Origin of the sequence: Mesorhizobium australicum (genome assembly GCF_900177325.1) — a bacterium.
Lineage (GTDB): Bacteria > Pseudomonadota > Alphaproteobacteria > Rhizobiales > Rhizobiaceae > Mesorhizobium_A > Mesorhizobium_A australicum_A.
Genome location: NZ_FXBL01000004.1, coordinates 5,396,282 through 5,409,514, shown reverse-complemented (window position 1 = coordinate 5,409,514; position 13,233 = coordinate 5,396,282). Strand labels below are relative to the sequence as shown.

The window sequence follows — 13,233 nt, the reverse complement described above, 5'->3', positions numbered from 1 at the left end:
GGTGGCCGAGATCCTCGCCGGGCAGCGCGGACACGTCAACTACGACGCGATCCCGAGCGTGGTTTACACCAGCCCCGAGGTCGCCTCCGTCGGCAAGACCGAGGAGGAGCTGAAGAAAGCCGGGATCGACTACAAGGTCGGAAAGTTCCCCTTCACGGCGAATGGCCGGGCCCGCGCCATGCTGCACACCGAAGGCCTGGTGAAGATCCTCGCGGACAAGGCGACCGACCGCGTGCTTGGTGCGCACATCGTCGGCTTCGGCGCCGGCGAGATGATCCATGAGCTGACCGTGCTGATGGAATTCGGCGGCTCGTCCGAGGATCTGGCGCGGACCACGCATGCGCATCCGACCATGTCCGAAGCGGTGCGCGAGGCAGCGCTGGCGACGTTCTTCAAGCCGATCCACATCTGAGCCGAACCGCTCCGATGCAAGACGGCCCGCCGGAGAGGCGGGCCGTTGTCGTTTTGGGCCTGAGCGACCTTACTGCGCCGGGGCAGGCTGCGCCGGGGGTGGCGTCGGAGCCGGTGCGGGCTCAGCTGCCGGAGGCGGGGTCGGCGCGGGAGCCGGCTCGGCCGCCGGGGGCGGCGTTGGGGCGGGGCGCCGGCTCGGCTGCCGGAGGCGCTGGCGTTGCTGCTGGCGGAGGCGCCGGTTCGGTCGCGGCGGGCGGAGGCGCCTCGGGTACCGGCCCTGTGTTGCCGAACACGAAATAGGCGACGATCGCGAGAATGATAGACGGCCGCGATCAGCACGCCGGTTCCACCGCTGCGCGACTCGACCACGGTGCGGTTGTCCACGCGCGTCGGATCGGTTGCCGGGTGAGGGGGAGGGGTGCCCCGCGGATCAGTATTGAGGGGATCCACCATCTTGGTTCTCCATTGCTGCTACGCAGCGACAACGTCGAACGGGTAGATTGGTTCAAATCGGCGTGAGTAGGGCCCTTTCACGAATGGAAACGGCCGGACACAAAGTCCGGCCGTTGCTGATCGTCGCGCAAGGAGCCTTACTTGGCTTCGGCGGGCGTCTTCTCTTCCTTCACCGGCGTCTCGGGCGTGGTCGAGGCGGTGGTCGACATGTCGAGGGTCGCGACCGACTGGTGGTTTCGGTCTGACCATGTCATGGCCGCAGCGGCAAGCGCGCCCGAAGCGGTCAATCCAAGCAGTGCGGCAGCGGCGAGCAGTGTCTTCATCGTCGTCTCCTGTGCTGGTCGATGACAAAACGCTAACATCGACAGACAGGGACGCAAAATCACGCTTTGCGTGATCAGTCGGCGCGGGTGACGGTGTAGCCTTCCTTGCGCAGCAGTTCGACCACGCCCTCGCCGCCCGGAAGGTGCAGCGCGCCGACGGCGATGAAGGCGCGACCCGCATCGAGGAAAGGCTTCGCCTCCCTCGCCATCACGCCGTTGCGGGCGGTGATCATGGTCTCTTCGAAGGCCGAGTAGCCGGACTTGCCGTCTTCGCCCGAGGGAAGGGCCGTCTCGAAGAACGGCCAGAACAGGCCGGTGTCGCCGGACAGATAGATGTCGATCATGGTCTCGATGACATCGTCGATCCCGTCGCCAAGCCGCAACGTCTCGACCAGCCCTTCGACGTGGAATTCGAGCGGCAGCGAGGCCATTGCCTCGAGCTGGCTCTTCGCGGTTTCGAGCCCGCCGAGCTTTTTGCCGGCACTCTCGGCCTGCCTTGCCAGGTTTAGGTCGAGCACGGGCTCGCCGGCGGCCTTGCGGGCAAGCTCGCAGGCCGGCAGCGCGATCATGGCGGACAGGATCCAGGGTTTCATCTTGATGACGCTCGCCAGCGGAATGCCGCGTTTGGCCAGCGCCTCTTCGACCATCGCTTTGTCTTCGGGCGGCAGAAGCGAGGTCAGGGTGGTCTTGTCGGTAAACATCATGAGTTCGGGGCTGGAAGCGAAGCTTGCCAGCATCTTCTGCTGGTCCAGCACGTCGGTCGTTTCGATGACGACGGTGGACGAAGCGTCGAAGGCGGCCTGCGCGCTGGCCGGCAGCGTGACGACGCGTGGGTCGGTCATGTGCATCGTGCCGAAAAGGAAAGAGGGCTCCGCGCCCTCTTTTTCGATCTTCCAGAGCAGCCCGGCTCCGTTCGGCGTCTCCGCCGCCTCCGCTCTTATCCTGTCGAGCGCTGCGGGATCGGAAGTCGCCATCTCCTCGATCATGTTCTTGCCGGTGCAGACCGGCGTGGCGGCTTCGGCGCGGCCGGACAAAGCGACGAGCGTGGCGAGGAAGGCCAGCAGAAACAGGATATTGGCGAGCGCGACCAGCCAGAGCGAAACGCTGGCGGCGCGGTCGGCGATGGCGACAGGCTTCTTCATGCGCGGCAGGCTACGCGCCAATTCCGGTTTTTTCCGTTAATGCGGCCGCGCAAATGCGCGAAGTCAGGCGCGGGGATGCGCCGCGTCGTAGATGTCGAGCAGGCGTTTGGTGTCGACGCCGGTATAGACCTGCGTGGTCGACAGGCTCGCATGGCCGAGCAGTTCCTGGATAGTGCGCAGGTCGCCGCCGCGACCGAGCAGGTGCGTGGCGAAGGAGTGCCGCAGCGCATGCGGCGTGGCCGTATCCGGCAGGTTGAGCGCTGCGCGCATCTTCTGCATTTCGCGCTGGATGATCGCGGGCTGCAGCGGCCCGCCTTTGGCGCCGCGGAACAGCAGGCCCTGGTTGTCGAGGTGATACGGACAGAGCCGGCGATATTCGGCGACGGCCTGCAACGCGATAGGCAGCAGCGGCACCAGCCGCGTCTTGTTGCCCTTGCCGGTGACGCGCAAGGTCGTCTCGCCATGCGCGAACTGGGCCCCTGTCAGGCCAAGCGCCTCGGAAATGCGCAGGCCGCAGCCATAGAGCAGCGTCAGCACGGCGGCATTGCGGGCGGCGATCCAGGGCTCCTCGTTCATCTGCTCGCCGAGCGCGACCACCCGCTTGGCATCCGCCGCCGTCAGCGGCTTGGGCAGCGACTTCGGCTGCTTCGGCGCGCGCATGGCGGCAGCGCCCGCGGCGTTGGCCAGGCCCCGCTTCTCCAGCCAGCGCAGGAAGGAGCGAACCCCGGCCAGTCCGCGTCCAAGCGTGCGTGCGCCCGCCCCCTCGTTGCGCCGCCGCGCCAGGAAGGCGCGCAGGTCGGCCGTGCGCAGTGCGGCGATGTCCGTCAGGCCGGGCGGGCCGCCGCAATGCTCGGTGAGGAACAGCAGGAACTGCCGCGTGTCGCGCTCATAGGCTTCGACGGTAAGCTGCGACAGCCGGCGTTCGCGCGCGAGCATCTTCAACCAGTCGCCGCGCGCCCTGTGCAGGTCGTCCCTGGCCGTGATGAGGATCTCGCCCACGTCTGTTTGCCCGTCTCCGAATCTGCGCCATGCTGAATTCACGATCTTACCAGAGGGTGAAGCCGGCACGATTGTTTTGGCCGGGCCGCCCCGCTAGGAGGATGAACATGTCCAAGCCGCAAAATCCTATCCAGATGGCCGTCATCGGCGCCGCGCACGGCATCAAGGGCGAAGTGCGCGTGAAGAGCTTCACCGGCGATCCGCTGGCGCTCGACGACTACGGGCCGCTCTATGACGAGGCGGGGCGCGCCTTCACCATTCTCGACATTCGCATGCAGAAGGACATGGCGGTAGTGCGCTTCAAGGGCGTCGCCGATCGTTCGGCCGCCGAGGCGCTGAACGGCACCGCGCTCTATGTCGACCGCGACATGCTGCCGGACGACCTGGAGGACGAGGAATTCTACCACGCCGACCTGATCGGGCTCGACGCGGTCGACCTTGAAGGCGCGCCGATCGGCAAGGTGCTGGCAGTGCAGAATTTCGGCGGCGGCGACATTCTGGAGATCGCACGAGGTGGCAAGTCGACCGTCCTGGTGCCCTTCACCAGGGCCGCCGTGCCGGACGTCGACACACAGGCCCGCAAGGTGCGGGTCGATCCGGTCGCCGCCGGTCTCGTCGACACAGACGATGATGGCGACGAGGAGGACCGCAAGGCCGTCGACAAGCGTCCGCGCGGCCCGAAATCGGCGGGCGGCAACCGGTGAGTTTCCGCGCAACAGTGCTGACGCTCTACCCGGAGATGTTTCCCGGTGCGCTGGGCATATCGCTTGCCGGCAGGGCGCTGGAGCGGGGCGACTGGTCGCTCGAAACGGTGCAGATCCGTGACTTCGGTCTTGGCCGTCATCGCGCTGTCGACGATACGCCGGCCGGGGGCGGTGCGGGTATGGTGCTGCGGGCCGATGTGCTCGCCGCCGCGATCGACTATGCATCTGCGGCCGGCGACGAGCGCCCCAGGCTGCTGATGAGCCCGCGCGGCAAGCCGCTGACACAGGCGCGCGTGCGCGAGCTCGCCGACGGGCCGGGCGCGGTCATCGTCTGCGGGCGCTTCGAAGGCGTGGACCAGCGCGTGATCGATGCGCGGGGGTTGGAGGAAGTCTCCATCGGCGACTACATCCTGTCGGGCGGCGAGCCGGCGGCGCTGGTGCTGCTCGACGCGGTCGTGCGGCTCCTGCCGGGCGTGATGGGAAACGAAGCCTCGGGCGGCGAGGAGAGCTTCGAGAACGGCCTGCTCGAACATCCGCACTATACGCGCCCGCCTGAATGGGAAGGCCGGCCCATCCCCGACGTGCTGATGTCCGGCAATCATGGAAAGATCGCCGCCTGGCGAAGACAGCAGTCGGAAAAGCTGACGCGGGAGAGGCGGCCGGACCTGTTGGAAGATCGCGGTATCTGAGATGGCTCATGTCATCGCAACCTCGGCTAGAGTCTGTACTCAATAAGGCTTGAGTTGCTGAGCGAAGCTTGATTCAAGGTTATCGAAAGGAGCCTTGAAATGGCGCGCTATGATCTGAGCGAGGCGGAGTGGCGGATTGTGGGGCCGCTGCTTCCGGCGGTAGGCAAAGGGGCTCGCCGTGCAGACGACCGTCGGGTCGTGAATGGCATTTTCTACGTGCTGAGGACAGGTTCGCCCTGGCGAGACCTGCCGGAAAGATACGGCCCATACACGACGGTCTACAACCGCTTCAATCGATGGGCGAAGAAGGGCGTCTGGCTGAGGATGTTTGAAGCCTTGGCCGAGCGATCTCCGCAGTCGCTTCAGTTGATCGACAGCTCGATCGTCCGCGCGCACCAGCATGCCGCGGGCGGAAAAAAGGGGGGCCGGATCACGCCATTGGCCGTTCTCGTGGCGGACTGAGCACCAAGATCCACGCGGTGGTCGATCAGGACGGCCTGCCGGTGCGCTTGCTGATCACGCCCGGCCAAGCTTCAGACAAGACCGCTTTCCCGGACCTCTTGGCAGGTCTTCCGGCCGCTACCGTCGTGGTCGCCGACCGCGGCTACGACAGCCGAGCGATCGTCGAGATGGTCGTCACACGCGGCGGAACGGCGCATATCCCGACACAAAGTCAGGTGAAGCTGAAACGATCGGTCGATCCCCAACTCTACCGGCAGCGGAACCTGATCGAGCGCTACTTCTGCAGTCTCAAACAATTCCGTCGCATCGCAACCCGCTTCGACAAGCTGGCACGCAACTTCCTCGCCGCCGTCGCACTCGCATCAGCGCGGCTGTGGATACGCGCTATTGAGTCCACGCCCTAGTCTTCGCTTCTTCGGCGATACGCTAGATCCCCAGGAGATATCGCGGCAATTGGCTTGTGCACCGACGACCGCCGAGCGCAAAGGCGACCTGATGGGGCCCAAGCGAAACATCATCGCGCGAACTGGAGGATGGAAGCTCAGCTTTGTGGAAGGGCAAGGCGACCAGCTTGATCGGCAGATATCTCGGTTGCTCGCTGCTACTGTCGCCAGTTCAGAGGTCTGGAAGCATCTGACTCAGGCGTTCGAGGCAGACGTCTTCTGCGGCGTCTGGCTGGACGAGCCAATGCAGGGTTTGAGTCTGGAGCCCGCAACTCTAGCCGAACTGGGATTGCGAGGCCTACGGCTCGAACTTGATATCTACTATTCCGATCCTACCGATCCGGAGGAGTGAATCATGTCGAAATTGCTTCGTCTCGAGTACGCCGCGCTCGCGCTCACCGCGCTGCTTGCCTACCAGATCTGGGGTGGCAGCTGGTGGCTGTTCGCGGCTCTCATCCTCGTACCGGACCTGTCAATGGTCGGCTACCTTGCCAACCCCCGCATAGGCGCATGGTGCTACAACGCCGTGCACACCTGGATCGCGCCCGCCGCACTCTGGCTTGTCGCGCTCGCGGCAGGCTCGCCGCTGTTGACCCAACTCGCCATCATTGTGGCCGCGCATATCGCGATCGACCGCACTCTCGGCTATGGATTGAAGCACGAAAGCGGCTTCCAGGACACCCATCTCGGCCGGATCGGGCGAGCGACGGAGCCGCGGTCGTAGACCCGCTCAGCCCGTCACGAAGTAATACACCGCCAGCAGCAGGCCGATCGCGATGACGAAGCCGCGCAGGATGGGCTGCGGCACGCGCTTGGCGATCCACACGCCGTACCAGCCGCCGATCGCCACCGCTGGGATCATCACCAGGGCCTGCGGCCATGCGATCACCCCTCCCCAGACGAACACCACGATCGCCACCGCCGCGATCACGATCGACAGCATGTTCTTCAGCGCGTTAAGGCGATGGTAGTCGCCCTCCTGCGTGAGCCCGAGCGTCGCCAGCATCATCACGCCCATGCCGGCGCCGAAGAAGCCGCCGTAGACGGCGGTGACGAACTGCACCATCGAGCCCACGAAGCCGCCCACCGCTGCCTCCTGACCCGCTTTCGGCTTTGGCTTGAGCCACGGGCCGGCGGCGAAGATGGCAGTGGCGGCGATCAGCAGCCAGGGCACCAGCGCGCGGAAGGACGGGTTGTCGAGTGCAAGCAGGATCGAGGCGCCCACCAAGGCTCCCGCCGCCGAGATGACACACAGCAGCAGCGCGCCGCGCCAGAACGTCCTGATGTCGCTCCAGTAGGCCAGTGTCGAGGTGATGTAGCCGGGAAACTGGGTGATGGACGACGTCGCATTGGCGACGATCGGCGGTATGCCGGCAACGGAAAGCGCGCCGAAGGTCAGGAAGGTGCCACCGCCCGCGACGGCGTTGACCGCGCCGGCGACGACGGCGGAGACGAAGAGCAGGGCGGCATCGAAGAGCGTCAAGGCGATCATCCGGTTGAGCAACCTCGCTGCTGTAGTCAGCGACAATGCGCACGGCAAGGTACGATGAACCCGATCACGCGTATCACGCGGCCACTTGCGGCCGACTGGCGACCCTCTAAAGTCGAGGCGAACGATTTCCGGAGGGAGGATTTACATGCTGAGATTTTCACTTGCCGTCATGGCCCTCGTCGCCGCGACCGCGCTCGCGTCCGCGCAGGATGCGTCGTCCGGCATCAAGCGCACGCCGCTGCAGAAGATCGACTTCCCGGACAACTACACGACCGTCACCGGCCTCGCCGAGATCGCGCCGGGCGTGTCGGCCGGGCGGCACACCCATCCGGGCATCGAGACGGGCTATGTGCTGGAAGGCGAGACGGTGTTGTCCATCGACGGCCAGCCCGACATCACCATGAAGGCGGGCGATTCCTACACCATCCCCGCCGGCGTGCCGCATGACGCCAAGGCGGTCGGCGAGAAGCCGGTGAAGGTGCTCGGCATCTACGTCATCGAGCGCGGCAAGCCGCTTGCCTCGCCCGCGAAATAGCGGGCCGGCTGCGTTGGGCCTCATGTGGAGAGACGATTCTCGTCATCGATCAGCACGAGGCGCGCAGGGGTTGCCGGCCCCCACTTCCAGAGCACGAGGTTCAAATCGTCTGCGGTCGTGCCTGGCGCGAAGCTTCTGACCAGCAGTCCATTGTAGCCGACCGAGATGAGCCGTCGGGCGAGGGCTTGGGTCCTGGCTTCGCCGGATGTTTTCATCTGGTCGCGCCACGTCGTGTCCGCCAGTTCCGCCGCTGTCATGCCTTCGCCGGCAAGGGCGGTCGCGTCCCTGGCGTCGAAGACCTCTCTTATCTCGGCGTCATAAGACACCAGCGTCGTTGGTTGAAGGCTGCCGACCTGATTGGCTTCTCTCAGCGCCGTCATGGCCGAGAGGGAGCAATAGAGAGCCGGCACACCCTTGGGATTGAAGCGTCCACCATAGAGTTCTGCTCCGCGTCCCGACAGGGGCTCGCGGGCATAGATCGGGTTCAGCGCCCGATAGAGTTTGCCCTCATAGTGGAACGATGCCACCTACGAGTAGACGCCGGCGTCGACGGCGTCGACATAGTCGAGCACCTCCTCCACGCGCCCCTCACGAACCAGCTGCATCGCGGTCCGTCCGGAGAAGCCCGGAAGCGGCTGTGACCGATACCAGGCATAGGCCACCAGAGGTGATCCGAAACGCGGCTCCACCTTGTTGATGACCTCGACCATTTCCCGCAGACGCCGCTGTGTCCTGACCGACCCGACACGATCCTTTCGCTGGATCGCATCTTTGCCAAGTCCGGCCGTGCGTGCGACTTCTTCGCTGGTCGTGTGCAGTGTGTCCGCAATCTTGCGCGGCGCAAACACTCCGTTCTCTGCATATTGCGCGAGGGTCATTTGCATCACCTTCAGATGCTGCCACTTGTCCTGACGCAATATAGCGTCGGAAATCGCGCGGTTCAATCGGTGATACGCCTCACTCGGGCGTAGCGGTGTGCCGACGTCTCGATCGCCAACCCGGGAAGTTCCGCGGTTCGTTGCCAGAAAATCATCGCGCGGTGGTGACAATCCGCTCGCGATGGTGTATCCGCACGCCCGGAAATCGGGAATTCCCGGTGCCGTAACCAAGACCCAAGTGAATTCGCCCCTGCTTCTCCGTTGCCGGAGGGCATAGCCGAACGGTCAGGAACTGATCGGCAAGCGTCGGGCGCTCTGGCTGGCGAACAACGAAAGAAAGGTTCCGACGATGGATATCATCCGTCAGCTTGAGGCCGAGCAGGCCGCGAAGATCGAAGAAAAGCGCAAGTTCCCCGAGTTCCAGCCCGGCGATACCGTCCGCGTCCAGGTGCGCGTCACCGAAGGCAGCCGCACCCGCGTGCAGGCCTATGAAGGCGTCTGCATCGCGCGCAAGGGCGCCGGCTTCCAGGAAAGCTTCACCGTTCGCAAGATCTCCTATGGCGAGGGCGTCGAGCGCGTGTTCCCCGTCTATTCGCCGCTGGTCGAGGCGGTCGAGATCGTCCGCCGCGGCAAGGTGCGCCGCGCCAAGCTCTATTACCTGCGCGACCGTCGCGGCAAGTCGGCCCGCATCTCCGAGAACACCGGCGTGCGCGCCCGCAAGCTGAACGACGCCGAGCGCGATGCGCTGAACGCCGAGCGCGCCCGCATCGAGGCCGAGAAGATCGCCGCCGCCGAGGCGCTGGCGAAGGAAAAGGCAGCCCAGGACGCCGCCGAGGCCAAGGCCGCTGCCGAGGCCGCCAAGGCAGCGGAAGCTGCCAGCGAGTAAGGCTCGACACCACAGTCTGAATTCCGGAAAGGCGCGGCGAGATCCGCGCCTTTTTCGTTTGTATGGCCCTCGCCGGCGCTCCATGCCTTGCAAGCCCGTGCCGGGCGGGTAGATTTGCATCACCCTTTCAAGGAACGTCCGGAGTTCGAGATGACCAAGCTGAGAGTGTTTCTTGCCGGCCTCGTCGCGGCCATCCTGCTGCCGGCATTGGCGGCCGCCCAGGCGCTCCCCGATCTCGGCGGCAAGAAGATCGTGGTCGTCACCGAGAACGCCTACTTCCCGCTGCAGTTCGTCGACCCGAAGACCGGCCAGCCGGTCGGCTGGGAATATGATGCGATGGCCGCGCTCGCCGAGAAGCTCAACTTCTCCGTCGAGTACCAGAACACGTCGTGGGACGCGATGATCCAGGCCGTCTCCGACAAGCAGTACGACATGGGCATGACCGGCATCACCATCAAGGACGAGCGCAAGGAGAAGGTCGACTTCTCCGATCCCTACATGCTCTCCGAGATCTTCATGCTGGTCAGGGCCGACGAGAGCCGCTTCTCCGAGCCTAAGGCTTTTGCGGCCGACGACAAGCTGCTTGTCGGCGCGCAGGCGGGCACCTCGCCCTTCTACGTCGCGGTCTACAACGTGCTCGACGGCAACGAGGCCAATCCGCGCATCAAGCTGTTCGAGACCTTCGCGGCCTCGGTCGCCGCACTCCAGGCCGGCGACGTCGATCTGGTGCTCACAGACAGTGCCGGCGGCAAGGCGCTGGTTGCCGCCTCCGGCGGCAAGCTCAAGATGGTGGGCGCACCGCTGCAGGCGGAAGAGTTCGGCTTCATCTTCCCCAAGAGCTCGGACCTCGTCGCGCCGATCAATGCCGGCATCGCGGCGCTCAAGGCCGACGGCACGTTCGACGCGATCACGCAGAAATGGTTCGTCGATTACAAGCCCTGAGCGGGCGGCCATGAGTGAATACACATTCGACGGCTACAGACCCGGCAGCCTTGCCGGCGTGGTCGGCCTGCATATGGACTACTACCGCGACGCCTGGGGTTTCGGCATCGAGTTCGAGACCAAGGTGGCGCTGGAGATGGCCGAGTTCCTGCGCCGGATGGAAGCGGACCGCGACCTCTTCCTGACCGCCTGGGACGGCGAAGGCCGCCTCGCCGGCTCGGTGACGATCGATATCTCCGGTGGCGGACCACGGGGCGCGCACTTGCGCTGGTTCATCGTGTCCTCGGCGACGCGCGGCAAGGGACTTGGCAAGGAACTGATGTCCCGCGCCATCGCGTTCTGCGACAAGCGTGCTGTCCCGCAGGTCTGGCTGACGACCTTCGCTGGGCTCGACGCGGCGCGCGGGCTCTACGAAAGGCATGGTTTCAAGCTGGTGACGGAAAACGACGAGGACCAGTGGAGCGGCGGCGTGCGCGAGCAGTTCTTCATCCGCCGCAAGGCGCGCTGACGTGGCTCCGCCACCTTCACGGGACTTTCCCTACTGGCTTGTCGCCGCCGTCCTCGTCGGGATCGCCGCGGCGCTGTCGATCGCCGCGAGTGATCTCTACGCGCAGATCTTCGTCACGGTCGCGAAGGGGATCGGCATCACCATCTTCGTGACGATCGTCGCCTTCGCGCTTGCCTCGGCGCTGGGGCTCGGCGTGGCATTGATGGGCCTGTCGCGGTCGAAGGTGCTGAGCCAGGTCGCGCGCTTCTACATCGAGATCATACGTGGCGTGCCGATCCTGGTCCTCCTGTTCTGGATCGCCTTTGCCGGCGTGCCGGCCTTCGTCGCGCTGTGGAATGCATTGACCGCGCCCCTCCAGGCGGCCGGCCTGCTCGGCGAGATGCAGGTGCGGGACGTGTCGCTGCTCTGGCGCGCGGTCATCGCGCTGATGATCGCCTATTCGTCCTTCATCGCCGAGATTTTCCGGGCCGGCATCCAGTCGGTGCCGGAAGGCCAGATAGACGCCGCCAAGACCCTCGGCCTCACGCGTGCGCAGCGGTTCCGGCATATCGTCTGGCCGCAGGCCTTCCGCACCATCCTGCCGCCCTACAGCAACGATTTCATCGCGATGGTGAAGGATTCCTCGCTGGTCTCCGTGCTCGGCGTCGCCGACATCACGCAGATGGGCAAGGTCTACGCCGCCGGCTCGTTCCGGTTCTTCGAGACCTATTCGATCGTGGCCTACATCTACCTGCTGCTGACCATATCGCTGTCGCTGGCGCTGAGGGGCCTTGAACGGAGAATGCGCTACAGGAGCGAGGCATGAGCGCGGACGAGGCAAGCGATGCGTTGAACCAGGTCTATGCGGCGAAGAGCGAGGCCGAACTCGCCGTCGCCTATGCCGCCTGGTCGAACGGCTACGACCGCGAGACCGCCGCGCTCGGTTATTGCCTGCCCTTCGTCATCGCGGCCTGGGTCGCGCGGCATGTGCCGGTCGAGGCCGGGCCGCTGCTGGACGCCGGATGTGGCTCCGGCCTGTCCGGGCCGTATCTCGCTGCCTTGGGATACCAGGATATCGACGGGCTCGACATGTCGTCCGAGATGCTGGCGCTGGCGCGCGGTCGCGGCGTCTATCGCAATCTTGTCGAGGCCGCGCTCGGCGCCAGGCTGCCGCTCGCCGACGGCGCCTATGCGGCCGTCTTGTCGACCGGCGTGTTCACCGAAGGCCACGCGCCGGCGTCGAGCCTGGACGATATGGCGCGGATCGTCCGGCCGGGCGGCGCGCTGATCTTTACCGTGCGCGACAGCGTGCTGGACAAGGGCGGTTTCCGGGCGAAATTCACCGAACTCGAGAGCGCCGGCCGCTGGGCGCGGATCGAGGAGAGCCCGTCGTTCCGGGCCTTTGCCGTGGCGGAGCCGGCAGTAACGGTGAAGGCGTTCGTGTTCCGGGTTCGTCAGCCGTAGCGGCTCCGAAAGCGCTCCAGCGCCCTGCGGTGGGTTTCGAGCTTTTCGGTCCCGTAGGCGACGTAGTCGACATGCGGAATGTCGAGATGCGTTTCGGCGAGCATTCCCCAAAGGGCCTCGCGCAGCGGCATGATCGCCAAGGCCGCGTCGAAGGAGCGGCGCACGTCCGGCGTGAGGTCCGCGCCGAAATAGAGATCGAGCACATGGTCGATCTGCGCGTCGTCAAAGGACGAATGCGAGGCGAGGCCGGCGAGATCGCAGACCGATGTGGTGAAGCCGGCATGCTCGTAGTCGACGAACCAGATCCGTTCGCCGTCGTCGACAATGTTGCGGCAGACGAGATCGTTGTGCCCGAACACGATCGGCAACGCGGCCTGGGCGTTTTCAAGCTCCTCCGACACGGCGAACCACTCTTCGACCAGATGGGCGTTGCGATGCCGCTCGCTGCGCATGGTGCGGGCATAGTCCCGCACCGTGTGGAACGGCCAGAACATATGCGCCGCGCCGGAGATATGGGGCGGCATCTCCGTGTGGAACCGCTTGACGAGGCGCACGATGTCGTCGGCCTTGGCGCGCACCTCCTGCGGCGAGCAGTTCTTGCCGTCGATGTAGACGCCAACGAAGACGCCGGGGCCGGTATAGACGATCTCCGAGGCGAAGCCGGCGCGGTGCGCCGCCTGCGAGACCATCAGCTCCCAGGCGCGGTAGACATGCTGCACCGGATAGTCGCGCCCGAAGCGCACGACATACTTCCGGCCGTCATCTTCGACGATATAGCTCTGGTTGCCCAGTCCGCCCGGCAGGAGGGTCGTATGAACCTGGCCCGTCCAGAGCGGCAGGACGGCTATGCGGGTGATGGGGTCGATCATCTGTCCCGGTGCGCGATCGATGGACGCGGGCATCTCGCGCATGCGATGCCCGCT

Annotated in this window: 18 protein-coding genes and 1 pseudogene; 12 read left to right on the top strand and 7 right to left on the bottom strand. The window is 65.5% G+C overall.

Annotated elements, in window-relative coordinates:
- A pseudogene (locus B9Z03_RS29165) lies at nt 1-412 on the top strand (dihydrolipoyl dehydrogenase); the annotation flags it as partial.
- Between the two features lie 589 nt (nt 413-1,001).
- Here B9Z03_RS29165 and B9Z03_RS29160 read toward each other — a convergent pair.
- From B9Z03_RS29160 to B9Z03_RS29150, 3 genes are all read right to left on the bottom strand, one after another.
- Complete coding sequence (locus tag B9Z03_RS29160; RefSeq protein WP_085467455.1) at nt 1,002-1,187, bottom strand: hypothetical protein; 186 nt, start codon at nt 1,185-1,187, stop codon at nt 1,002-1,004.
- A 74-nt stretch (nt 1,188-1,261) separates the two neighbouring features.
- Nucleotides 1,262-2,329, bottom strand: a complete 1,068-nt coding sequence (locus B9Z03_RS29155; RefSeq protein WP_085467454.1) for a TraB/GumN family protein — start codon at nt 2,327-2,329, stop codon at nt 1,262-1,264.
- A gap of 63 nt (nt 2,330-2,392) precedes the next feature.
- Complete coding sequence (locus B9Z03_RS29150; RefSeq protein WP_085467453.1) at nt 2,393-3,328, bottom strand: tyrosine recombinase XerC; 936 nt, start codon at nt 3,326-3,328, stop codon at nt 2,393-2,395.
- Between the two features lie 107 nt (nt 3,329-3,435).
- Here B9Z03_RS29150 and rimM point away from each other — a divergent pair, with 107 nt between their 5' ends.
- The 5 genes from rimM to B9Z03_RS29125 all read left to right on the top strand — a co-directional run bounded on the left by rimM (nt 3,436) and on the right by B9Z03_RS29125 (nt 6,350).
- The gene (rimM, locus tag B9Z03_RS29145; protein ID WP_085467452.1) at nt 3,436-4,032 is read left to right on the top strand and encodes a ribosome maturation factor RimM; all 597 of its coding nucleotides are present in this window, start codon (nt 3,436-3,438) and stop codon (nt 4,030-4,032) included.
- The gene (trmD, locus tag B9Z03_RS29140) at nt 4,029-4,721 is read left to right on the top strand and encodes a tRNA (guanosine(37)-N1)-methyltransferase TrmD (protein ID WP_085467451.1); all 693 of its coding nucleotides are present in this window, start codon (nt 4,029-4,031) and stop codon (nt 4,719-4,721) included. The genes rimM and trmD overlap by 4 nt, the downstream gene beginning before the upstream one ends.
- 99 nt (nt 4,722-4,820) lie before the next feature.
- A protein-coding gene (locus tag B9Z03_RS29135; protein ID WP_139832309.1) for an IS5 family transposase occupies nt 4,821-5,587 on the top strand; the annotation gives its coding sequence in 2 pieces (ribosomal slippage) (nt 4,821-5,148 and nt 5,148-5,587; 768 coding nt in all).
- Nucleotides 5,571-5,978 (top strand): DUF4279 domain-containing protein, encoded by a 408-nt coding sequence (locus tag B9Z03_RS29130; RefSeq protein ID WP_085467450.1) that lies wholly within the window; start codon nt 5,571-5,573, stop codon nt 5,976-5,978. The genes B9Z03_RS29135 and B9Z03_RS29130 overlap by 17 nt, the downstream gene beginning before the upstream one ends.
- A gap of 3 nt (nt 5,979-5,981) precedes the next feature.
- On the top strand, nt 5,982-6,350 hold the full coding sequence (locus B9Z03_RS29125; protein WP_085467449.1) for a DUF4260 domain-containing protein: 369 nt from the start codon (nt 5,982-5,984) through the stop codon (nt 6,348-6,350).
- 6 nt (nt 6,351-6,356) lie between these two features.
- Here the strand turns inward: B9Z03_RS29125 and B9Z03_RS29120 are convergent, their stop codons facing one another.
- Nucleotides 6,357-7,109: a sulfite exporter TauE/SafE family protein gene (locus tag B9Z03_RS29120; RefSeq protein ID WP_085467922.1), complete on the bottom strand. Its 753-nt coding sequence runs from the start codon at nt 7,107-7,109 to the stop codon at nt 6,357-6,359.
- A 154-nt stretch (nt 7,110-7,263) separates the two neighbouring features.
- On the opposite strand from B9Z03_RS29120, the gene B9Z03_RS29115 reads away from it, so the two are divergent.
- Complete coding sequence (locus B9Z03_RS29115) at nt 7,264-7,653, top strand: cupin domain-containing protein (RefSeq protein ID WP_085467448.1); 390 nt, start codon at nt 7,264-7,266, stop codon at nt 7,651-7,653.
- Between the two features lie 20 nt (nt 7,654-7,673).
- Here the strand turns inward: B9Z03_RS29115 and B9Z03_RS29110 are convergent, their stop codons facing one another.
- On the bottom strand, nt 7,674-8,180 hold the full coding sequence (locus tag B9Z03_RS29110; protein WP_085467447.1) for an RES family NAD+ phosphorylase: 507 nt from the start codon (nt 8,178-8,180) through the stop codon (nt 7,674-7,676).
- Nucleotides 8,181-8,531, bottom strand: coding sequence for an MbcA/ParS/Xre antitoxin family protein (locus B9Z03_RS29105; RefSeq protein ID WP_085467921.1), 351 nt, complete (start codon nt 8,529-8,531; stop codon nt 8,181-8,183).
- 349 nt (nt 8,532-8,880) lie between these two features.
- Here B9Z03_RS29105 and rplS point away from each other — a divergent pair, with 349 nt between their 5' ends.
- The 5 genes from rplS to B9Z03_RS29080 all read left to right on the top strand — a co-directional run bounded on the left by rplS (nt 8,881) and on the right by B9Z03_RS29080 (nt 12,310).
- Nucleotides 8,881-9,417, top strand: a complete 537-nt coding sequence (gene rplS / locus B9Z03_RS29100) for a 50S ribosomal protein L19 (RefSeq protein ID WP_085467446.1) — start codon at nt 8,881-8,883, stop codon at nt 9,415-9,417.
- Nucleotides 9,418-9,567: 150 nt separating this feature from the next.
- Entirely contained in the window at nt 9,568-10,359 is a 792-nt protein-coding gene (locus B9Z03_RS29095; protein ID WP_085467920.1) for a transporter substrate-binding domain-containing protein, read from the top strand.
- 10 nt (nt 10,360-10,369) lie between these two features.
- On the top strand, nt 10,370-10,867 hold the full coding sequence (locus tag B9Z03_RS29090) for a GNAT family N-acetyltransferase (RefSeq protein WP_244561878.1): 498 nt from the start codon (nt 10,370-10,372) through the stop codon (nt 10,865-10,867).
- A gap of 1 nt (nt 10,868) precedes the next feature.
- Nucleotides 10,869-11,672, top strand: coding sequence for an amino acid ABC transporter permease (locus B9Z03_RS29085; RefSeq protein ID WP_085467445.1), 804 nt, complete (start codon nt 10,869-10,871; stop codon nt 11,670-11,672).
- Nucleotides 11,669-12,310: a class I SAM-dependent DNA methyltransferase gene (locus B9Z03_RS29080; RefSeq protein WP_085467444.1), complete on the top strand. Its 642-nt coding sequence runs from the start codon at nt 11,669-11,671 to the stop codon at nt 12,308-12,310. Before B9Z03_RS29085 ends, B9Z03_RS29080 begins: the two co-directional genes overlap by 4 nt.
- Here B9Z03_RS29080 and B9Z03_RS29075 read toward each other — a convergent pair.
- Entirely contained in the window at nt 12,301-13,221 is a 921-nt protein-coding gene (locus B9Z03_RS29075; RefSeq protein ID WP_085467443.1) for a choline/ethanolamine kinase family protein, read from the bottom strand. The two genes, B9Z03_RS29080 and B9Z03_RS29075, sit on opposite strands and share 10 nt — an antisense overlap.
- Nucleotides 13,222-13,233 lie beyond the last annotated feature (12 nt).